This window comes from Enterobacter sp. KB-221C9 (genome assembly GCF_041320715.1).
GTDB lineage: Bacteria > Pseudomonadota > Gammaproteobacteria > Enterobacterales > Enterobacteriaceae > Enterobacter > Enterobacter asburiae_D.
Map to the genome: position 1 here is coordinate 96905 of NZ_JBGIWG010000001.1, position 21360 is coordinate 118264.

A 21360-nucleotide genomic window follows, 5' to 3' on the forward strand; every position below is an offset into this window, starting at 1 on the left:
GCACCTGCGGGTGCTTTTTTTGTCTCTGTCGCTTTCCTTCTGAAGGCGACACGCATTTTTCGCTTCAATATCTGCAAAGTGATAAAAACAGCACAGCGCGTGCCGTAAAACACACTCTTCCCACCTGACAACTTGCTCTGCCTGCTTACATACTGCCTTCCTGAAACAGGGAGGTAGCAATGGGAATTCCCGCTCTAAGCGTCTGCGTCATTCTGGCAATAACCCCGTTACTCTGGTTACCCGAGCTGCCGTCACGTCATACCGTGTGGCTAATGATTGTTGGCGGGATAGCGCTGGCCGCAATGCGAAACGTAAGACTGAAGTATGTCGGGATCGCGTTGTTATTTTGTGTATGGGGTATGCTTGCCGCGCAGGAGAGCGTCTGGCCGATGCAGCATTTAACCACGGGGGCAGTGCAGGCCGAGGTAGAAATCACCGCCACAGATGGCGCAACGCTGCATCAGGGAAACATTCTCAGCGTTGGTGGCAAGCGCTGGTGGGCCTCCACCGGCGTAACGCTGTATGGCAATTATCTGCCACAGCAAGCGTGTGCCGGTCAGCGCTGGAGCATGACCCTCAGGCTCAGGCCTGCCCATGGCGAACTGAACGACGGCGGATATGATTCTCAGCGCAGCGCTTTTGCCCGACATCAAACGCTGAGCGGGCGCTTCACCCGTGCTGAACTCGTTGATGGACGCTGCAGCCTGCGAGCGCAATATCTGGCGTCACTGCAAAACCGACTTTCTGCTTACCGCTGGGGGGCGGTTATCCTCGGACTGGGAATGGGTGAACGTCTGGATGTGCCTCGGGAAATACAAGACCTGATGCGTGAAACCGGGACGCTGCATTTGATGGCGATTTCGGGTCTGCATATCGCGCTGGCGGCATCCCTCGTCTGGTTGCTTGCACGTGGACTACAGTTTTTATTACCCAGCCACCGGATAAACTGGCAAATGCCTCTCCTGGCCGGATTATGCTTTGCCGCTTTCTACGCCTGGCTTACCGGTCTGCAACCTCCTGCGCTTCGAACGGTCATCGCGCTTGCTGTACTTGCCATGTTGCGGATCGCTGCCCGTCAGTGGTCTCCCTGGCAGGTATGGGTGTGCTGTATCGCGGCGATCCTGATAAGCGATCCCTTAGCCGTACTTTCGCAGAGTCTCGCCCTGTCCGCATTTGCCGTCGCCGCGCTGATTTTCTGGTTTCAGTGGCTGCCTCTTCCTGAGTGGCCGCGGACTCGACGTATTCGACCGCTACTGAACCTGCTCTATCTGCAGGTCGGTATGCTGATGCTGCTCATGCCGTTACAGGTCCTGATTTTCCATGGCTTCAGCATCTCCTCCCTGGTCGCGAATCTCATTGCCGTTCCCCTGGTGACGTTTGTCTCCGTGCCGCTGATCCTGCTCGGCATGCTGCTTCACCTCCTACCGCTGGCAGCACTGGAAAGCGTCGTCTGGTTCGCAGCCGATAGGTCACTTGCAGGGCTGTTCTGGCTCCTCATGCGTCTGCCTGACGGCTGGCAGAGTGTCGATCAACGCTGGCAGTACATGACGTTACTGCCCTGGCTTATCATCATCGGCTGGCGCTTTCGTGTCTGGAAAACACTTCCTGCCGTTTGCCTGGCAGGGAGTGTCTTACTCACATTTCCTCTCTGGCGAACGGCAAAAAGCGAGAGCTGGACGCTGCATATGCTGGATGTGGGGCAGGGGCTGGCGATGGTTATTGAACGTCAGGGAAAAGCCATTCTCTATGATACCGGGCTCGCCTGGCCGGGCGGGGATAGCGCGCAGCGGTTGATTATTCCGTGGCTTCGCTGGCATCACCTGCGGCCTGAAGGGGTGATTCTCAGTCATGAACACCTCGACCATGCGGGAGGCCTCGCATCGTTGAAAAAAGCGTGGCCTGACCTATGGGTAAGAAGCCCATTGCAGCAGGCGGGACATCGTCCCTGTTTTCGCGGGGAGAGATGGCGATGGCAGGGACTCACCTTCACCGTCCACTGGCCTCCTGAAAATTACCCGGCTCAGGGTAACAACCGTTCCTGCGTGGTAAAGGTGGACGACGGCGAGCAGAGTGTCCTGCTAACAGGGGATATTGAAGCGCAAGCGGAACAGGCTATGCTTAGCCATTACTGGCGTTATCTGACGTCCACGCTCATACAGGTGCCCCATCATGGCAGCAATACGTCGTCTTCATTGCCGCTGGTACAGCGGGTGGAAGGTCAGATCGCCCTGGACTCAGCGGCCCGGTATAACGCATGGCGATTCCCGTCGGCAAAAGTTGTCCGACGTTATCGAAAAGAGGGGTATATCTGGCACGATACCCCTCATTCTGGACAAATATCGGTGACATTCTCGCAACATCACTGGCAAATCCGGCGCTTGCGAGAGCAATTTTTACCCGTTTGGTATCATCAGTGGTTTGGCGCGCCCGTCGATAACGGGTAGAATATGCGGCTATTTCAACGAATGCTGGTTTTTTGAATGCATAACGACAAAGATCTCTCCACGTGGCAAACCTTCCGCCGACTCTGGCCGATGATTGCGCCCTTTAAAACAGGCCTGATCGTGGCGGGAGTAGCGTTAATCCTCAACGCAGCCAGCGATACTTTTATGCTATCGCTTCTCAAACCGTTACTGGACGACGGTTTTGGTAAAACGGATCGCTCAGTGTTGCTATGGATGCCTCTGGTGGTTATCGGACTGATGATCTTACGCGGCATCACCAGCTATATCTCCAGCTACTGTATTTCCTGGGTATCAGGGAAAGTGGTGATGACCATGCGCCGTCGCCTGTTCAGCCACATGATGGGCATGCCGGTCTCGTTCTTTGACAAGCAGTCTACCGGGACGCTGCTGTCCCGTATTACCTACGACTCCGAGCAGGTTGCCTCTTCGTCCTCTAGCGCACTGATTACCGTTGTGCGTGAGGGTGCGTCAATCATCGGCCTGTTCGCGATGATGTTTTACTACAGCTGGCAGCTGTCGATCATCCTTATCGTTCTGGCGCCGATAGTTTCTATTGCTATCCGCGTCGTCTCAAAGCGCTTCCGCAATATCAGTAAGAATATGCAGAACACGATGGGCCAGGTGACGACCAGCGCGGAACAGATGCTGAAAGGGCATAAAGAAGTTCTGATTTTTGGCGGTCAGGACGTCGAAACCAAACGCTTTGATAAAGTCAGCAACAAAATGCGTCTTCAGGGGATGAAAATGGTCTCGGCCTCTTCCATCTCTGATCCGATTATTCAGCTGATTGCCTCCCTTGCACTGGCATTCGTCCTGTATGCGGCAAGCTTCCCGAGCGTCATGGAGACGCTGACGGCGGGTACCATCACCGTGGTCTTCTCCTCTATGATTGCACTGATGCGCCCGCTGAAATCACTGACGAACGTCAACGCCCAGTTCCAGCGCGGGATGGCCGCCTGTCAGACGCTGTTCAGCATTCTGGATTCCGAACAGGAAAAAGATGAAGGTAAGCGCGTGATCGAGCGTGCAAACGGAGACGTTGAATTCCGCAACGTGACCTTTACCTATCCAGGCCGCGAAGTGCCTGCCCTGCGTAATATCAACCTGTCTATTCCGGCGGGTAAAACCGTTGCGCTGGTGGGCCGTTCTGGTTCGGGTAAATCGACTATTGCCAGCCTGATGACCCGTTTCTACGACATTAACGAAGGTGAGATCCTGTTAGACGGTCATGACCTGCGGGAGTATACCCTGCAGTCGCTGCGTAACCAGGTTGCGCTGGTCTCTCAGAACGTGCATCTGTTTAACGATACGGTCGCCAACAACATCGCTTACGCACGCACTGATGAGTACAGCCGCGAACAGATTGAGAACGCCGCGCGTATGGCCTACGCAATGGACTTTATCAACAAGATGGATAACGGTCTGGATACGATAATCGGTGAGAACGGGGTACTGCTCTCCGGTGGTCAGCGACAGCGTATCGCCATTGCGCGTGCGCTGCTGCGCGACAGCCCGATTCTGATTCTCGACGAAGCGACCTCTGCGCTGGATACCGAATCTGAACGCGCTATTCAGTCTGCGCTGGATGAGCTGCAAAAGAACCGTACCTCGCTGGTGATTGCGCACCGACTGTCGACTATCGAGCAGGCTGATGAAATCGTCGTGGTTGAGGATGGCGTCATTGTTGAACGCGGGAGCCATGCTGATTTGCTGGAACACCGCGGCGTTTACGCTCAGCTTCATAAGATGCAGTTTGGCCAACAATGATTGCACGCATCTGGTCCGGTGAATCTCCGCTGTGGCTGCTGCTTTTGCCGCTCTCCTGGCTATACGGCCTGGTGAGCGGCTCTATCCGTCTGCTTTACCGTCTGGGGCTGAAGCGTGCCTGGCGCGCGCCGGTTCCGGTTGTGGTTGTCGGTAATCTTACGGCAGGCGGCAACGGTAAAACGCCGGTGGTGATCTGGCTGGTGGAGCAATTGCAAAAACGCGGTATCCGCCCGGGGGTGGTATCGCGCGGATATGGTGGTAAAGCAGCGCGTTATCCGCTGCTGCTGACGGCGGAAACCACGACCGCCGAAGCGGGTGATGAACCGGTATTGATTTTCCAGCGTACCGGCGCACCGGTTGCGGTCTCCCCGGTGCGCAGCGATGCCGTTCAGGCACTGCTTGCCGAACACGCGGTACAAATCATTATCACTGACGATGGCCTGCAGCATTACGCCCTGGCGCGTGATAAAGAGATTGTGGTCATCGACGGCGTTCGCCGTTTCGGTAACGGCTGGTGGCTGCCGGCTGGCCCCATGCGCGAACGCGCTTCGCGTCTTAAGTCCGTTGATGCGGTGGTTGTTAACGGTGGTAAAGCAAGCGCGGGTGAAATCCCGATGCACCTGCAGCCGGGTCTGGCGATCAACCTGGTGACGGGGGAACGCCGGTCGGTTGCTGAGCTGCCTTCCCTGGTGGCGATGGCGGGGATTGGTCATCCGCCGCGCTTCTTCACGACGCTGGAACAGTGCGGTGCCCGGCTGGAAAAACACGTTCCGCTGGCCGACCACCAGGCGCTGGTGGAAGGGCAGGTTGACGCCCTGACCGTACCCGGGCAGTCGCTGATCATGACCGAAAAAGATGCGGTGAAATGCCGTGCCTTTGCGAAAGATAACTGGTGGTATCTGCCGGTTGACGCTGAACTCAGCGGCGAGCAGCCGGAACACTTGCTCCAGGAACTGATTGCGTTGGTGCAGTAAAGGCTTACGCGGTTCTGGTGGCGCTTTGACTGACAGGAAAACGCATGTCTTTACCGCAACTCTCGCTTTCAGCCGCACGTCATTTACACCTTGCCGCGCAGGGGCTACTTAAAAAGCCGCGCCGCCGCGCCCAGCCTACCGATATTCTCTCTACCGTCCAGCGCATGTCGCTGCTTCAAATCGACACCATTAACATTGTGGCCCGTAGCCCTTACCTGGTCCTGTTTAGCCGCCTGGGAAATTATCCTTCGCAGTGGCTGGATGAGGCGCTCAGCAAGGGAGAGTTAATGGAGTACTGGGCGCATGAAGCCTGCTTCCTGCCCCGCAGCGATTTTGCCCTGGTTCGCCACCGTATGCTTGCCCCGGAAAAGATGGGCTGGAAATACCGACAGGCGTGGATGCTGGAACATGCGGCCGAAATTGAGCAGCTAATCGCGCATATTCAGGATAACGGTCCCGTACGCTCCGCCGATTTTGAACACCCGCGCAAAGGCACCAGCGGCTGGTGGGAGTGGAAGCCGCATAAACGCCATCTCGAAGGGCTGTTTACCTCTGGCAAAGTCATGGTGATTGAGCGGCGTAATTTTCAGCGCGTCTACGACCTGACGCATCGCGTGATGCCGCACTGGGACGACGAGCGTGACCTGCTTACCCAGGAGGCAGCCGAGGCCATCATGCTGGAGAACAGCGCCCGCAGCCTGGGGATTTTCCGCACGCAATGGCTGGCAGATTATTATCGCCTTCGCCAGCCCGCGCTGAAACCGCTGCTGGACGTATGGCAACGCGAACAGCGCGTTATCCCCGTCACGGTGGAAACGCTGGGCGAAATGTGGCTGCATGCGGATCTCCTCCCGCTACTGCCTCTGGCCCTGGAGGGGAAACTTCAGGCAACCCACAGTGCGGTGTTGTCGCCTTTCGACCCGGTCGTCTGGGACAGAAAACGCGCCGAGCAGCTGTTCGATTTTAGCTACCGGCTGGAATGTTATACCCCGGCCCCAAAGCGCCAGTATGGTTACTTTGTTCTCCCGCTGCTGCATAAGGGGCAACTGGTCGGGCGCATGGACGCCAAAATGCACCGCAAGACCGGCACGCTTGAAATCATTGCGCTTTATCTGGAAGAGGGCGTCAGGGTGACGGCGAGCCTGGAGAAAGGGTTAACGTTCGCCATTAGCGAATTCGCGCGCTGGCAGGGTGCCCGCGACGTGACGCTGGGCCGGGTACCCGACGGACTGTTTACATCCTGTCGAAGTGGCTGGGAAACAGGCACTCCCTGAAAAGGGAATGTGTTAAGCTTTAGCGATTACCCATACGGAGGAACTATGGATCACCGTTTACTTGAAATTATTGCCTGCCCGGTATGCAACGGCAAACTCTACTACAGCCAGGATAAACAGGAGCTGATCTGCAAGCTGGACAGCCTGGCTTTCCCGCTGCGTGACGGCATTCCGGTACTGCTGGAAAATGAAGCTCGTTCCCTGGTGGCAGAAGAGAGCAAACCATGAGTTTTGTTGTCATTATTCCTGCGCGTTATGCCTCGACGCGTCTGCCGGGTAAACCGCTGGTGGATATCAACGGCAAGCCGATGATTGTGCATGTTCTTGAGCGTGCGCGTGAATCCGGTGCCGATCGCGTGATTGTTGCTACCGATCATCCTGACGTCGCCCGTGCGGTTGAGGCGGCAGGCGGTGAGGTATGCATGACACGCGCCGATCACCAGTCCGGCACCGAGCGTCTGGCGGAAGTGGTTGAGAAATGTGGTTTCAGTGATGATACGGTCATCGTTAACGTGCAGGGTGACGAGCCGATGATCCCGGCGGTGATTATCCGTCAGGTGGCAGAAAACCTGGCTCAGCGGCAGGTTGGTATGGCGACGCTCGCGGTGCCGATTCACCACGCTGAAGAGGCATTCAATCCGAATGCGGTGAAGGTGGTCATGGATGCTGAAGGCTATGCGCTCTATTTCTCGCGCGCCACGATCCCGTGGGATCGCGATCGCTTTGCGCTCTCTAAAGAGACCATCGGTGATACCTTCCTGCGTCATATTGGGATCTACGGCTATCGGGCCGGTTTTATTCGTCGATATGTTACCTGGGCGCCGAGTCCGCTGGAGCATATCGAAATGCTGGAGCAGCTTCGCGTGCTCTGGTATGGCGAAAAAATTCACGTTGCCGTTGCCAGCGAAGTGCCTGGAACGGGCGTTGATACGCCGGAAGATCTTGAGCGCGTCCGCGCCGAGCTGCGCTAATACCGCCTGCATCCCTCCGGTCGGGGGGATGTCCTCTCCCGCTAATTCCCCTTTCTTTTCCCCTAATTGATCTCTTCCGGGTGACATCTTCCTTCAGGACGCTCATTATAAAAGCAGTAGTCTTAATGGGGGGTAATCTCATATGGAACAGCTGCGTGCCGAACTTAGCCATCTGCTGGGTGAGAAATTAAGCCGGATCGAATGCGTGAGTGAAAAGGCCGATACCGCGCTTTGGTCGTTGTATGACAGTCAGGGCAACCCAATGCCGCTGATGGCCAGAAGTTTCACCTCGCCGGGCGTTGCCAGGCAGCTTGCATGGAAAATGTCGATGCTGGCGCGGGAGGGAACCGTCCGTATGCCGACGGTGTACGGCGTGATGACGCATGAGGAACACCCCGGCCCGGACGTGCTGCTGATTGAGCGCCTGCGCGGCGTGCCCGTTGAAGCGCCCGCGCGCACGCCGGAACGCTGGGAGCAGCTAAAAGACCAGATTGTCGAGGCGCTGCTGGCCTGGCACCGTCAGGATAGCCGCGGGCTTGTCGGTCCGGTCGACAGCACTCAGGAAAACCTGTGGCCATTGTGGTATCGCCAGCGGGTTGAAGTCCTGTGGGGGACGCTCAACCAGTTCAACAATACCGGTTTAACCATGCAGGATAAGCGTATTCTGTTTCGCACCCGCGAGTGCTTACCGGCGCTGTTCGACGGTTTTAATGACAACTGCGTGCTGATCCACGGTAATTTCACCCTGCGCAGCATGCTCAAAGACTCCCGCAGCGATCAGCTTCTGGCGATGTTGGGGCCGGGGATCATGCTCTGGGCTCCACGCGAATACGAGCTGTTCAGGCTCAGCGACAGCGGGGCGGCGGAAGGTTTGCTGTGGCACTACCTTCAACGCGCGCCCGTTGCAGAAGCGTTTCTCTGGCGGCGCTGGCTTTACCTGCTCTGGGACGAAGTCGCGCAGCTGGTCAACACCGGACGTTTTAATCGCGCAAACTTCGATCTGGCAACAAAATCACTCTTGCCCTGGCTCGCCTGACGAGCCTTTTAGCCATTGCCAGAGGCGTCCGAGCGTCTCATAACCGACGCGATCGCTATGCATCAGCCACGCCGGGGACGGTATCGCCCGTTCCCACGGGTTGAGCGGCGCGTCGATGGCCATCTGGTTTGCCGGTGCAGGAAGCGGGTGCAGGCCTTGCTTCTCAAAGAAAATCATCGCGCGCGGCAGGTGTGAGGCGGAGGTCACCAGTAAGAACGGGACATCGCCAATCGCCTGCTTCACAGCGGCTGCCTCTTCTTCGGTATCTTTTGGGCTGTCCAGGGTGATGATTGAGGAGCGCGGCACGCCGAGTGATTCCGCGACTCTGGCGCCCGCTTCAGCCGTACTCACCGGGTTCGTTTTGGCCGCCGCGCCGGTGAAGATCATTTTTGATCCCGGATTCGCCAGCCAGAGGCGAATGCCTTCGTTTAGCCGTGGCAGGCTGTTGTTGATCAGGTTTGAACTGGGGGCCCAGTCAGGATCCCAGGTATATCCGCCGCCCAGCACCACGATATACGCCACTTTCTGATTTCCCTGCCATGTTGGGTACTTGTTTTCGATGGGGCGTAAAAGACCATCCGCGACCGGCTGCAGGCTCAACAGCAGCAGGACAAACCAGCCGAGCGTGATAAGCGTTTTGCCACTCTTCTGAAAGCGACTGAACCACACCAGCGCCAGCCCCAGCGCGATGATGATGAGTAGCAGCGGAAGGGGAAGCATCATCCCTCCAAAGTATTTCTTAAGGGTAAAAAGCATCCTTTTTGGTTCCTTTTTTGACCATACAGCAGGCGATTACCCGTGATATTACACCAGAGAGGTTCATTCTCCGCGCGGGTGTGACAAAATAGCGGTTTTGCAGTTAGCGAGTGGAACTCTCCCAATGCGGGATCGCAATTTTGATGACATCGCGGAAAAGTTTTCGCGCAACATTTATGGCACCACCAAAGGACAGCTCCGTCAGACGATCCTCTGGCAGGATCTGGACACCATTCTGGCGACCTTCGGCGGCCAAACGTTGCGCGTGCTGGACGCCGGTGGTGGTGAAGGGCAGACGGCGATAAAAATGGCCGAGCGCGGTCATCACGTCACGCTTTGCGATCTTTCTGCTGAAATGGTCGCCCGCGCGACGCGTGCTGCAGAAGAGAAAGGTGTGAGCGACAACATGCATTTTATACAATGCGCCGCTCAGGACATCGCACAGCATTTGGAAACCCAGGTTGATCTGATATTGTTTCATGCGGTGCTGGAGTGGGTTGCCGATCCGCAAAGCGTGTTACAAACCCTGTGGTCGATGTTACGCCCGGGCGGCACGCTGTCGCTGATGTTCTACAATGCTAACGGCTTCCTGATGCACAACATGGTTGCAGGAAACTTCGACTATGTTCAGGTCGGGATGCCCAAAAAGAAAAAGCGCACGCTTTCCCCGGACTATCCGCGCGATCCACAGCAGGTTTATGGCTGGCTGGAAGCGATTGGCTGGCAGATCGTCGGGAAGACGGGCGTCAGGGTGTTTCATGATTATCTGCGTGAAAAACACAAACAGCGTGACTGTTTTGACACCTTAACAGAATTAGAAACGCGGTATTGCCGTCAGGAGCCTTTTATCAGCCTTGGCCGCTATATTCACGTCACCGCGCACAAGCCGCAGATGCAAGGATAACCTATGAGTGAATTTTCCCAGACAGTCCCCGAACTGGTTGCCTGGGCCAGGAAAAACGATTTCTCCATCTCGCTGCCGGTAGACAGACTCTCTTTCCTGCTGGCGGTTGCCACGCTGAACGGCGAACGGCTGGACGGTGAAATGAGCGAGGGTGAACTGGTGGATGCGTTCCGCCATGTCAGTGATGCGTTTGAGCAAACCAGCGAAACCATTAGCGTGCGTGCCAACAACGCGATCAACGATATGGTGCGTCAACGTCTGCTGAACCGCTTTACCAGCGAGCAGGCGGAAGGAAACGCCATCTATCGCCTGACGCCGCTGGGCATCGGCATCACCGATTACTATATTCGCCAGCGTGAATTTTCCACGCTGCGTCTTTCCATGCAGCTCTCGATCGTGGCGGGGGAACTTAAGCGCGCCGCCGACGCGGCGGATGAAAACGGTGACGAATTCCACTGGCACCGTAACGTCTACGCGCCGCTGAAATATTCGGTGGCCGAGATTTTCGACAGTATCGATCTCACCCAGCGCCTGATGGACGAACAGCAGCAGCAGGTTAAAGACGATATCGCGCAGCTGCTGAATAAAGACTGGCGAGCGGCCATCTCCAGCTGTGAACTTCTGCTGTCAGAAACCTCCGGCACGCTGCGTGAGCTCCAGGATACGCTGGAAGCCGCAGGGGACAAGCTGCAGGCTCACCTGCTGCGCATCCAGGACGCGACGCTGGCGCATGACGATCTGCATTTTATCGACCGTCTGGTATTCGATCTGCAGAGCAAACTCGACCGCATTATCAGCTGGGGCCAGCAGTCGATCGACCTGTGGATCGGCTACGACCGACACGTGCATAAATTTATCCGTACCGCGATTGATATGGATAAAAACCGCGTCTTTGCTCAGCGTCTGCGTCAGTCAGTGCAGACCTATTTCGATGCGCCGTGGGCGCTGACCTACGCCAATGCCGATCGTCTGCTGGATATGCGCGACGAAGAGATGGCGCTGCGCGATGAAGAGGTGACCGGTGAACTGCCGCCGGATCTGGAATACGAAGAATTTAACGAAATTCGCGAGCAGCTTGCGGCGATGATCGAAGAACAGCTCGCCGTCTACAAAACCAGACAAGTGCCGCTGGATCTTGGGCTCGTGGTGCGCGACTATCTGGCGCAATATCCACGCGCGCGCCACTTCGACATAGCCCGCATTGTGGTAGACCAGGCGGTGCGTCTGGGCGTCGCGCAAGCAGATTTCACCGGACTGCCGCCGAAGTGGCAGCCAATTAACGATTACGGAGCCAAGGTACAGGCGCATGTCATTGACAAATATTGAACAAGTGATGCCGGTTAAACTGGCACAGGCGCTGGCGAATCCGTTATTTCCGGCGCTGGACAGCCAGCTGCGTGCCGGTCGTCACATTGGCTTAGACGAGCTGGATAATCACGCCTTTTTGATGGACTTTCAGGAGTACCTGGAAGAGTTTTACGCACGCTACAACGTGGAGCTTATCCGCGCGCCGGAAGGGTTTTTCTACCTGCGCCCGCGCTCCACGACGCTGATTCCGCGTTCCGTGCTCTCCGAGCTGGATATGATGGTCGGCAAAATTCTTTGCTACCTCTACCTCAGCCCGGAACGTCTGGCGAATGAAGGGATCTTCACTCAGCAGGAACTTTACGACGAGCTGTTGACGCTGGCTGATGAGAGCAAGCTGCTCAAGCTGGTGAACAACCGCTCTACGGGGTCGGATCTTGACCGTCAGAAATTACAGGAAAAGGTTCGCTCTTCCCTGAACCGTCTGCGTCGTCTGGGGATGGTCTGGTTTATGGGCCACGACAGCAGCAAATTCCGCATCACGGAATCTGTCTTCCGCTTCGGCGCCGACGTGCGTGCGGGCGATGACGCGCGTGAAGCGCAGCTTCGCATGATCCGCGACGGTGAAGCGATGCCGGTGGAAAACCATTTGCAGCTCAATGATGAGCATGAAGAGAATCTGCCGGATAGCGGGGAGGAAGAGTAATGATTGAACGCGGTAAATTTCGCTCACTGACGCTGATTAACTGGAACGGCTTCTTTGCCCGAACGTTCGATCTGGATGAGCTGGTCACGACGCTCTCCGGCGGTAACGGTGCGGGTAAATCCACCACCATGGCGGCCTTTGTTACGGCGCTGATCCCCGATCTGACGCTGCTTCACTTCCGTAACACCACCGAAGCGGGGGCAACAAGCGGCTCCCGCGATAAAGGTCTGCACGGTAAGCTGAAGGCCGGCGTTTGTTATTCGGTTCTGGACGTCATTAACTCCCGTCATCAGCGTGTGGTGGTGGGCGTGCGCCTGCAGCAGGTCGCCGGTCGCGACCGTAAAGTGGATATCAAACCGTTCGCGATCCAGGGTCTGCCAACGTCCGTGCAGCCGACGTCGCTGCTGACGGAAACCCTGAACGAACGTCAGGCGCGCGTGCTGACGCTGCAGGAGCTGAAGGACAAGCTCGAAGCCATCGAAGGCGTGCAGTTCAAGCAGTTCAACTCCATTACCGACTACCACTCGCTGATGTTCGATCTGGGCGTGGTGGCGCGTCGTCTGCGCACGGCATCAGACCGTAGCAAATACTACCGCCTGATCGAAGCGTCTCTGTACGGCGGTATCTCCAGCGCGATTACCCGCTCCCTGCGCGACTACCTGCTGCCGGAAAACAGCGGCGTGCGTAAGGCCTTCCAGGATATGGAAGCGGCGCTGCGTGAAAACCGCATGACGCTGGAAGCGATTCGCGTTACCCAGTCTGACCGCGACCTGTTTAAACACCTGATTAGCGAAGCCACCAACTACGTGGCGGCGGACTACATGCGCCACGCCAACGAGCGCCGGGTGCATCTCGATCAGGCATTAGAATACCGCCGCGAGCTGTTTACCTCCCGTAAGCAGCTGGTGGCCGAGCAGTACAAGCACGTCGAAATGGCGCGCGAGCTGGGCGAGCACAACGGTGCTGAAGGCGACCTGGAAGCCGATTACCAGGCCGCCAGCGATCACCTGAACCTGGTGCAGACCGCGCTGCGTCAGCAGGAAAAAATCGAGCGCTACGAAGCGGACCTCGATGAGCTGCAAATTCGTCTCGAAGAGCAGAATGAAGTGGTGGCTGAAGCTGCCGACATGCAGGAAGAGAACGAAGCCCGCGCCGAAGCGGCCGAGCTGGAAGTGGATGAGCTGAAAAACCAGCTTGCCGATTACCAGCAGGCACTTGACGTGCAGCAGACGCGAGCGATTCAGTACACCCAGGCATTGCAGGCATTACAGCGTGCGAAAGAGCTGTGCCATCTGCCTGACTTGACGCCGGACAGCGCCGACGAGTGGCTGGATACCTTCCAGGCCAAAGAGCAGGAAGCCACCGAGAAACTGCTGTCTCTCGAACAAAAAATGAGCGTCGCGCAAACGGCGCACAGCCAGTTTGAGCAGGCTTATCAGCTGGTGGTCGCGATTAACGGCCCGCTGGCGCGTAGCGAAGCCTGGGACGTTGCCCGTGAACTGCTGCGCGACGGTGTGAACCAGCGCCATCTGGCCGAGCAGGTTCAGCCGCTGCGTATGCGTCTGAACGAGCTGGAGCAGCGCCTGCGCGAGCAGCAGGAAGCCGAGCGTCTGCTGTCAGATTTCTGCAAGCGTCAGGGTAAAAATTACGACTTCGACGAGCTTGAGGCCCTGCATCAGGAGCTGGAAGCGCGTATTGCGGCCCTGTCCGATACCGTATCAAACGCCAGCGAACAGCGTATGACGCTGCGTCAGGAGCTGGAGCAGATTCAGTCCCGTTCGAAGACGCTCTTGCAACGAGCGCCGGTCTGGCTGGCGGCTCAAAGCAGCCTGAATCAGCTCAGCGAGCAGTGCGGCGAGCAGTTCGAATCCAGCCAGGAAGTGACCGAATACCTGCAGCAGCTGCTGGAGCGCGAGCGCGAAGCCATTGTTGAGCGTGACGAAGTGGGCGCCCGCAAGCGCGACGTCGATGAAGAAATTGAGCGCTTAAGCCAGCCGGGCGGGTCAGAAGATCCGCGCCTGAATGCGCTAGCCGAGCGTTTTGGCGGCGTGCTGCTGTCCGAGATTTATGACGATGTTGGCCTTGACGATGCCCCGTACTTCTCCGCGCTGTACGGTCCATCCCGCAACGCGATTGTGGTCCCGGATCTGTCGCTGATTTCTGACCAGCTTGCCGGCCTGGAAGATTGCCCGGAAGATCTCTATCTGATCGAAGGGGATCCGCAGTCGTTCGATGACAGCGTATTCAGCGTCGACGAGCTGGAAAAAGCGGTAGTGGTGAAAATCGCCGACCGTCAGTGGCGTTATTCCCGCTTCCCTGAGCTGCCGCTGTTTGGCCGCGCCGCGCGCGAAAGCCGCATCGAAAGCCTGCACGCCGAGCGTGAGACGCTGTCTGAACGTTTTGCGACCCTGTCGTTTGACGTGCAGAAAACCCAGCGTCTGCACCAGGCGTTCAGCCGCTTTATCGGCAGCCATCTCGCCGTGGCGTTTGACGCGGATCCGGAAGCCGAAATCCGCAAGCTCAATACCCGTCGTGGCGAGCTGGAACGTGCCATTGCCAGCCATGAAAGTGATAACCAGCAGAGTCGCGTTCAGTTTGAACAGGCGAAAGAGGGCGTCGCTGCCCTTAACCGCATCCTGCCGCGCCTGAACCTGCTGGCGGACGACACGCTGGCTGACCGTGTGGATGAGATCCAGGAGCGTCTGGATGAAGCGCAGGAAGCTGCGCGTTTCGTTCAGCAGCACGGCAATCAGCTGGCGAAGCTGGAGCCGGTCGTGTCTGTACTGCAGAGCGACCCGGAACAGTTCGAGCAGTTAAAAGAAGATTATGCCTGGTCGCAGCAGGTGCAGCGCGAAGCGCGTCAGCAGGCGTTTGCCCTGACGGAAGTGGTGCAGCGTCGGGCCCACTTTGGCTACTCCGATTCGGCTGAAATGCTGAGCGGTAACAGCGACCTGAACGAAAAACTGCGCCAGCGCCTTGAGCAGGCGGAAGCGGAACGTACTCGCGCCCGCGAAGCAATGCGCAGCCACTCCGCTCAGCTGAACCAGTACAACCAGGTGCTGGCCTCGCTGAAAAGCTCCTTCGATACCAAGAAAGAGCTGTTAAACGATCTGCAGAAAGAGCTTCAGGACATCGGCGTGCGTGCCGACAGCGGGGCAGAAGAGCGCGCGCGTATTCGTCGTGACGAGCTGCATTCTCAGCTCAGCAATAACCGCGCGCGTCGTAATCAGCTGGAAAAAGCGCTGACCTTCTGCGAAGCGGAAATGGATAACCTGACCCGTCGCCTGCGCAAGCTGGAGCGCGACTACTTTGAGATGCGCGAGCAGGTCGTGACCGCCAAGGCGGGCTGGTGCGCGGTGATGCGCATGGTGAAAGACAATAACGTTGAGCGTCGTCTGCACCGCCGTGAACTGGCGTACCTCTCTGCCGATGAGCTGCGTTCTATGTCGGATAAGGCGTTGGGTGCGCTGCGTCTGGCGGTGGCGGATAACGAACACCTGCGCGACGTGCTGCGTATGTCGGAAGATCCAAAACGTCCGGAACGTAAAATCCAGTTCTTCGTGGCGGTTTACCAGCACCTGCGCGAGCGTATTCGTCAGGACATCATCCGTACCGACGATCCGGTTGAAGCCATCGAACAGATGGAAATCGAGCTGGGTCGCCTGACGGAAGAGCTGACCTCCCGCGAGCAGAAGCTGGCGATCAGCTCCCGCAGCGTGGCGAACATCATTCGTAAAACCATTCAGCGCGAGCAGAACCGTATCCGCCAGCTGAACCAGGGTCTGCAGAGCGTGTCGTTTGGCCAGGTGAACAGCGTGCGCCTCAACGTCAACGTGCGTGAAGCCCACGCGACGCTGCTGGAAGTGCTGTCTGAGCAGCACGAGCAGCATCAGGATCTGTTCAACAGCAACCGTCTGACCTTCTCCGAAGCGCTGGCGAAGCTGTATCAGCGCCTGAACCCGCAGATTGATATGGGGCAACGTACGCCGCAAACCATCGGTGAAGAGCTGCTGGACTACCGTAACTACCTGGAAATGGAAGTTGAGGTAAACCGTGGCTCAGACGGCTGGCTGCGTGCGGAATCCGGGGCGCTCTCTACCGGTGAAGCGATCGGTACCGGGATGTCAATTCTGGTGATGGTCGTACAGAGCTGGGAAGATGAAGCGCGCCGCCTGCGCGGCAAAGACATCTCGCCATGCCGACTGCTGTTCCTGGATGAGGCGGCGCGTCTTGATGCCCGCTCAATTGCTACGCTGTTCGAGCTTTGCGAACGTCTCGACATGCAGCTCATTATCGCGGCGCCGGAGAACATCAGCCCCGAGAAGGGCACGACCTACAAACTGGTGCGTAAAGTGTTCCAGAACAGCGAACACGTTCACGTTGTGGGGCTGCGTGGCTTTGCGCCGCAGCCGCCGGAATCATTGCCGGAAACCACGGCGGACGCTTCCTGACGCGTCTTCTGACCCGAAGCGGCGCACTGGCGCCGCTTTTTTTTTAAACTTAACTTGTGCTTAGGGCTGCGTTATCTTTAAACTTCTTTACATAAGGTAAGGCAACAGCTTAGCCGTCTACCTATAATGAAAGAAAGCCCCAACGTGATGGGCATGTCGTGAAAACAGGGGGCAAGGGATGTTGCTTAAGAAAGAATGTGGTCGTCAGCTGTCTGCGCTGAGTTTATGCCTGGCAGTGATGTTTGCTCCGCTGTTAACCGCCCAGGCCGACGAGCCTGAAATTGTACCGACTGACAGCTCGGCAACGACAGGCGCGCAGCCAACGTCGTTGTCCCAGCCGCTGGACCAGTCTCCGGCAACGGCTATCATGGCCGGTATTAAACCGCTGCCGGAAGGCATCGACGCCGAATCGCTCAGCCAGCAGCTGCAGTCGGAGCTGCCGTCAGGCTACGCGCCTGTCTATATCAATCAGCTTACGCTCCTCTATGCTGCCCGCGATATGAAACCCATGTGGGAAAACCGCGATGCCGTGCGCGCCTTCCAGCAGCAGCTGGCGGAGGTTGCGATTGCAGGATTTCAGCCGCAGTTTACAAAGTGGGTTGAGCTGTTAACCGATCCTGCCGTCACCGGGCAGGCGCGGGACGTGGTGCTTTCCGATGCCATGATGGGCTACCTGCAGTTCGTGGCGGGTATTCCGGTCAACGGTAACCGCTGGCTGTACAGCGATAAGCCGTACAAGCTGGCGACGCCGGCGCTGTCGGTGATTAACCAATGGCAGCTAGCGCTGGATAACGGCGATCTGCCGCGCTTTATCGCCAGCCTTGCACCGGCGCATCCACAATATGCCACTCTGCACCAGTCGCTCCTCGCGCTGGTGGGGGACACGCGTCCGTGGCCGCAAATGCGCGGTACCGCGACGCTGCGTCCAGGGCAGTGGAGCAGCGATGTGCCTGCCCTGCGCGAGATCCTGATGCGTTCCGGTCTTCTTGACGGCGGGCCAAAGATTGCTCTCCCGGGTGATGATTCGCAAAGCGTCGCCGTCAGCCCGTCAGCTCCCGTGAAAGAGAAGAAAGCCGATGCCCTGAGCAGCAAACCTGCGGCTTACGATCGCGAGCTGGTTGCGGCCGTTAAGCAATTCCAGGCCGCTCAGGGGCTGGGGGCCGATGGCGTCATTGGCCAGACGACGCGCGACTGGCTTAACGTATCGCCTGCGCAGCGGGCAGGGGTACTGGCGCTCAATATTCAGCGTTTGCGCTTGCTGCCGGGAACGCTCTCTACCGGGATTATGGTTAACATCCCGGCGTATTCCCTGGTCTATTATCAGGATGGTAGCGAAAAGCTGGCGTCTCGCGTGATTGTCGGGCGTCCGGATCGTAAAACACCGATGATGAGCAGCGCGCTGAATAACGTGGTGGTTAACCCGCCGTGGAACGTGCCGCCGACTCTAGCGCGAAAAGATATTTTGCCGAAGGTCTGGAACGATCCGGGTTATCTGGAGCGTCATGGCTATACGGTGATGCGTGGATGGAACAGTAAAGAGGCTATCGATCCTTATATGGTCGACTGGTCGACGATCACCGCGTCGAATCTGCCGTTCCGTTTCCAGCAGGCTCCCGGGGCGCACAACTCTTTAGGGCGCTACAAATTCAATATGCCGAGTTCAGAAGCCATCTATCTTCACGATACGCCGAACCACAACCTGTTCCAGAAAGATACTCGTGCGCTGAGTTCTGGTTGCGTGCGCGTGAACAAAGCCTCGGAGCTGGCCAATATGCTGCTGCAGGATGCGGGCTGGAACGATACGCGCATCTCGGATGCCCTGAAACAGGGGGATACGCGTTACGTTAATATTCGCCACAATATTCCGGTCAATCTTTACTATCTGACGGCGTTTGTGGGCGAAGACGGGCGTACTCAGTATCGTACAGATATTTACAATTATGATCTCACCGCGCGATCCGGCGCACAAATTTTGCCAAAAGCGGAACAATTAATCAGGTAAATGAAGCAGTTCGGGAAAAATGATTGTCGTAAGTTATGGTGAATAAGGGGCTATATCGCTGCAAGCCGCATATTCACTGGGGTTGGGCGCCTTGACGTACCTGGTTTTGCCAGTTATGGTGCCCTTCGTGCGCTAAGCATATTACGATTTCTTTTACCTGTAGACCTGATTATCATGGACAAATTTGACGCTAATCGCCGCAAACTGCTGGCGTTAGGTGGCGTTGCGCTTGGCGCAGCGGCCATCCTGCCGACGCCAGCATTTGCCACCCTCTCGACACCTCGTCCGCGAGTTTTAACGCTCAACAATCTTCATACCGGTGAGTCGCTAAAAGCGGAGTTTTTCGATGGCAGAGGCTATATTCAGGATGAATTAGCAAGACTTAACCATTTTTTCCGTGATTTCCGCGCGAATAAAATAAAAGCCATCGATCCAGGACTGTTTGATCAGATTTTCCGCCTTCAGGGCCTGCTGGGCACCAGCAAGCCGGTTCAGCTCATCTCTGGCTATCGCTCGATTGATACCAACAATGAACTGCGCGCCCACAGCCGCGGGGTAGCGAAAAAAAGCTATCACACGAAGGGACAGGCAATGGATTTCCATATTGAAGGCGTTTCGTTAGCCAATATTCGCAAAGCCGCGTTATCTATGCGCGCAGGTGGTGTAGGATATTACCCCAGCAGCAACTTTGTGCATATTGATACCGGTCCGGTTCGGCACTGGTAATAACGAAACACAGGAGCAGTATGAACTATCGTATTATTCCGGTTACCGCGTTCTCCCAGAATTGTTCATTGATCTGGTGCGAACAGACTAAACTGGCCGCGCTTGTCGATCCCGGCGGTGACGCTGAGAAAATCAAGCAGGAAGTCGCAGCAAGCGGCGTCACGCTGATGCAGATTTTGCTCACTCATGGTCATCTTGATCATGTAGGTGCTGCCGCTGAACTGGCTGAACACTACGGTGTGCCGGTGATCGGCCCGGAAAAAGAAGATGAGTTCTGGCTGCAGGGGTTACCCGCCCAAAGCCGCATGTTTGGCCTTGATGAGTGTCAGCCCCTGACGCCCGACGCTTACCTGAATGAGGGAGAGCGCGTTAACGTAGGGGATGTGACTTTACAGGTGTTGCATTGTCCTGGGCATACGCCAGGCCATATTGTCTTCTTTGATGACCAGTCCCGTCTGCTGATTTCCGGCGATGTGATCTTCAAAGGTGGCGTAGGACGCAGCGATTTTCCGCGCGGCGACCACGGGCAGCTGATTCAGTCGATTAAACAGAAGCTATTGCCGCTGGGTGATGACGTTACGTTTATTCCTGGACACGGTCCGATGTCGACGCTGGGCTATGAACGGCTCCATAACCCGTTCCTTCAGGATGAAATGCCTGTCTGGTAACCAGAATAAAAAAAAGCCTGCATAACGCAGGCTTTTTTATGGGCGCAAATTACAGTACGGCGACAATCGCTTCGCACAGTGGCGCCATGTTGTCAGGCGTCATGCCTGCAACGTTCACGCGGCCAGACGCGACGGCGTACACGCCAAACTCTTCACGCAGGCGCAGAACTTGCTCTTTGGTCAGGCCGCTGAACGAGAACATGCCGTTCTGTTTGATGATAAAGCTGAAGTCGCGGTCCGCGCCTTTCTCAGCCAGGGTGTTCACAAACAGCAGGCGCATGCGCTGAATGCGCTGGCGCATGTCGTTCAGCTCTTGTTCCCAGATAGCGCGCAGCGCATCGTTGCTCAGGATGGTGGCAACAACAGACGCACCGTGTGCCGGTGGGTTAGAGTAGTTCGCGCGGATAACCGATTTCATCTGGCTGAACGCACGATCGACGGTCTCTTCGTTAGCTGCAACCAGCGTACAGGCGCCTACGCGCTCATTGTACAGACCGAAGTTCTTGGAATAAGAGCTTGCGACAATCAGCTCCTGATGCACGGCTGCGAACGCGCGCAGGCCTTCGGCATCTTCTTCCAGACCACGGGCGAAGCCCTGGTAGGCAAAGTCAAACAGCGGCAGCCAGCCTTTTTCTACGGACAGCTTCGCCAGGTGTTCCCACTGCTCAAGCGTCGGATCGATACCGGTTGGGTTGTGGCAGCAGCCGTGGAACAGCACTACGTCACCCGCCTGCGCTTCGCCGAGGCTCGCCAGCAGGCCGTCAAAGTCGAGAGAGTGGTTTGCCGCGTCGTAGTAGGCATATTCACGCACTTCCAGACCCGCTGAGTTAAACACGCTCTTGTGGTTCGGCCAGCTTGGGTTGCTTACCCATACGCGCTTAACAGAGGTGTTTTTTGCCAGGAAATCCGCCGCCACGCGCAGCGCACCGGTACCGCCTGGGGTCTGTGCTGTACGGGCGCGTTTGTCACTCACAATTGCGCTGCCTTTACCGAACAGCAGCTCCTGGGTGCAGCGACCAAATTCAGGGATACCATCAATACCGAGGTAGTTTTTGGTGGTTTCGTTTTCCAGCAGATACTGCTCAGCTTTCTTAACGCTGGTCAGTACCGGAGTTTTGCCGGTTTCATCTTTATATACACCAATACCCAGGTTGATTTTGCCAGGGCGGTCGTCGGCACGAAACAGATCGGCCAGGCCCAGAATAGGGTCGGCAGGAGCGGCGGTAATGTTCTCAAACATGACGAAGTTCCATTGTGATTACAGAAGTGAAATCCGCTATCAGGTTAACGGTAGATTTACAAAATGCCAACCGTTTGCGACGAAAAGCGTGCGGCTTTTCAAAAGTCGCCATTAT

General features: G+C 56.9%; 16 protein-coding genes. 14 read left to right on the forward strand and 2 right to left on the reverse strand.

Annotation, left to right across the window (positions count from 1 at the left end; translation table 11 throughout):
• Positions 1–179: 179 nt before the first annotated feature.
• The 7 genes from AB8846_RS00425 to AB8846_RS00455 all read left to right on the forward strand — a co-directional run bounded on the left by AB8846_RS00425 (position 180) and on the right by AB8846_RS00455 (position 8487).
• Entirely contained in the window at positions 180–2444 is a 2265-nt protein-coding gene (locus tag AB8846_RS00425) for a ComEC family protein (protein ID WP_370731758.1), read from the forward strand.
• A gap of 36 nt (positions 2445–2480) precedes the next feature.
• Positions 2481–4232, forward strand: coding sequence for a lipid A ABC transporter ATP-binding protein/permease MsbA (gene msbA / locus AB8846_RS00430; protein ID WP_023335128.1), 1752 nt, complete (start codon positions 2481–2483; stop codon positions 4230–4232).
• Positions 4229–5206 carry a tetraacyldisaccharide 4'-kinase gene (gene lpxK, locus AB8846_RS00435; protein ID WP_370731759.1) on the forward strand — a complete coding sequence of 326 codons (978 nt, stop codon included), beginning with the start codon at positions 4229–4231 and terminating at the stop codon, positions 5204–5206. The genes msbA and lpxK overlap by 4 nt, the downstream gene beginning before the upstream one ends.
• A 44-nt stretch (positions 5207–5250) precedes the next feature.
• On the forward strand, positions 5251–6480 hold the full coding sequence (locus AB8846_RS00440) for a winged helix-turn-helix domain-containing protein (protein WP_370731760.1): 1230 nt from the start codon (positions 5251–5253) through the stop codon (positions 6478–6480).
• 45 nt (positions 6481–6525) lie between these two features.
• A complete protein-coding gene (gene ycaR, locus AB8846_RS00445; RefSeq protein WP_006174474.1) occupies positions 6526–6708 on the forward strand; it encodes a protein YcaR in 183 nt (60 codons plus the stop codon).
• A complete protein-coding gene (kdsB, locus tag AB8846_RS00450) occupies positions 6705–7451 on the forward strand; it encodes a 3-deoxy-manno-octulosonate cytidylyltransferase (RefSeq protein WP_023311001.1) in 747 nt (248 codons plus the stop codon). Before ycaR ends, kdsB begins: the two co-directional genes overlap by 4 nt.
• Positions 7452–7593: 142 nt before the next feature.
• Positions 7594–8487, forward strand: a complete 894-nt coding sequence (locus tag AB8846_RS00455) for a YcbJ family phosphotransferase (protein ID WP_063144414.1) — start codon at positions 7594–7596, stop codon at positions 8485–8487.
• Here AB8846_RS00455 and elyC read toward each other — a convergent pair.
• Entirely contained in the window at positions 8464–9243 is a 780-nt protein-coding gene (gene elyC, locus AB8846_RS00460) for an envelope biogenesis factor ElyC (RefSeq protein ID WP_370731761.1), read from the reverse strand. The genes AB8846_RS00455 and elyC overlap by 24 nt on opposite strands.
• Positions 9244–9367: 124 nt before the next feature.
• Between elyC and cmoM the strand changes: the two genes are divergently transcribed.
• The 7 genes from cmoM (at position 9368) to AB8846_RS00495 (ending at position 20005) form a co-directional block, all read left to right on the forward strand.
• On the forward strand, positions 9368–10147 hold the full coding sequence (gene cmoM, locus AB8846_RS00465) for a tRNA uridine 5-oxyacetic acid(34) methyltransferase CmoM (RefSeq protein ID WP_023311004.1): 780 nt from the start codon (positions 9368–9370) through the stop codon (positions 10145–10147).
• A gap of 3 nt (positions 10148–10150) precedes the next feature.
• Positions 10151–11473, forward strand: a complete 1323-nt coding sequence (gene mukF, locus AB8846_RS00470) for a chromosome partition protein MukF (RefSeq protein ID WP_331412826.1) — start codon at positions 10151–10153, stop codon at positions 11471–11473.
• Complete coding sequence (gene mukE / locus AB8846_RS00475; RefSeq protein WP_008499954.1) at positions 11454–12158, forward strand: chromosome partition protein MukE; 705 nt, start codon at positions 11454–11456, stop codon at positions 12156–12158. The genes mukF and mukE overlap by 20 nt, the downstream gene beginning before the upstream one ends.
• A complete protein-coding gene (mukB, locus tag AB8846_RS00480; RefSeq protein ID WP_370731762.1) occupies positions 12158–16609 on the forward strand; it encodes a chromosome partition protein MukB in 4452 nt (1483 codons plus the stop codon). The genes mukE and mukB overlap by 1 nt, the downstream gene beginning before the upstream one ends.
• Before the next feature lie 178 nt (positions 16610–16787).
• Positions 16788–18611 carry a L,D-transpeptidase gene (ldtD, locus tag AB8846_RS00485; RefSeq protein ID WP_370731763.1) on the forward strand — a complete coding sequence of 608 codons (1824 nt, stop codon included), beginning with the start codon at positions 16788–16790 and terminating at the stop codon, positions 18609–18611.
• Between the two features lie 174 nt (positions 18612–18785).
• Entirely contained in the window at positions 18786–19337 is a 552-nt protein-coding gene (locus tag AB8846_RS00490) for a YcbK family protein (protein ID WP_023335137.1), read from the forward strand.
• Positions 19338–19357: 20 nt separating this feature from the next.
• Positions 19358–20005 carry an MBL fold metallo-hydrolase gene (locus tag AB8846_RS00495; protein WP_370731764.1) on the forward strand — a complete coding sequence of 216 codons (648 nt, stop codon included), beginning with the start codon at positions 19358–19360 and terminating at the stop codon, positions 20003–20005.
• A 49-nt stretch (positions 20006–20054) separates the two neighbouring features.
• Here the strand turns inward: AB8846_RS00495 and aspC are convergent, their stop codons facing one another.
• Complete coding sequence (gene aspC, locus AB8846_RS00500; protein WP_331412824.1) at positions 20055–21245, reverse strand: aspartate transaminase; 1191 nt, start codon at positions 21243–21245, stop codon at positions 20055–20057.
• Positions 21246–21360: the final 115 nt, after the last annotated feature.

Bases quoted from the DNA above. Each gene is read 5' to 3' on its own strand.
- mukF (WP_331412826.1), top strand. From the start codon at position 10,151: ATGAGTGAATTTTCCCAGACAGTCCCCGAACTGGTTGCCTGGGCCAGG.
- AB8846_RS00495 (WP_370731764.1), top strand. From the start codon at position 19,358: ATGAACTATCGTATTATTCCGGTTACCGCGTTCTCCCAGAATTGTTCA.
- AB8846_RS00440 (WP_370731760.1), top strand. From the start codon at position 5,251: ATGTCTTTACCGCAACTCTCGCTTTCAGCCGCACGTCATTTACACCTT.
- AB8846_RS00425 (WP_370731758.1), top strand. From the start codon at position 180: ATGGGAATTCCCGCTCTAAGCGTCTGCGTCATTCTGGCAATAACCCCG.
- ycaR (WP_006174474.1), top strand. From the start codon at position 6,526: ATGGATCACCGTTTACTTGAAATTATTGCCTGCCCGGTATGCAACGGC.
- AB8846_RS00490 (WP_023335137.1), top strand. From the start codon at position 18,786: ATGGACAAATTTGACGCTAATCGCCGCAAACTGCTGGCGTTAGGTGGC.
- cmoM (WP_023311004.1), top strand. From the start codon at position 9,368: ATGCGGGATCGCAATTTTGATGACATCGCGGAAAAGTTTTCGCGCAAC.
- AB8846_RS00455 (WP_063144414.1), top strand. From the start codon at position 7,594: ATGGAACAGCTGCGTGCCGAACTTAGCCATCTGCTGGGTGAGAAATTA.
- lpxK (WP_370731759.1), top strand. From the start codon at position 4,229: ATGATTGCACGCATCTGGTCCGGTGAATCTCCGCTGTGGCTGCTGCTT.
- kdsB (WP_023311001.1), top strand. From the start codon at position 6,705: ATGAGTTTTGTTGTCATTATTCCTGCGCGTTATGCCTCGACGCGTCTG.
- mukE (WP_008499954.1), top strand. From the start codon at position 11,454: ATGTCATTGACAAATATTGAACAAGTGATGCCGGTTAAACTGGCACAG.
- aspC (WP_331412824.1), bottom strand. From the start codon at position 21,245: ATGTTTGAGAACATTACCGCCGCTCCTGCCGACCCTATTCTGGGCCTG.
- msbA (WP_023335128.1), top strand. From the start codon at position 2,481: ATGCATAACGACAAAGATCTCTCCACGTGGCAAACCTTCCGCCGACTC.
- ldtD (WP_370731763.1), top strand. From the start codon at position 16,788: ATGTTGCTTAAGAAAGAATGTGGTCGTCAGCTGTCTGCGCTGAGTTTA.
- elyC (WP_370731761.1), bottom strand. From the start codon at position 9,243: ATGCTTTTTACCCTTAAGAAATACTTTGGAGGGATGATGCTTCCCCTT.
- mukB (WP_370731762.1), top strand. From the start codon at position 12,158: ATGATTGAACGCGGTAAATTTCGCTCACTGACGCTGATTAACTGGAAC.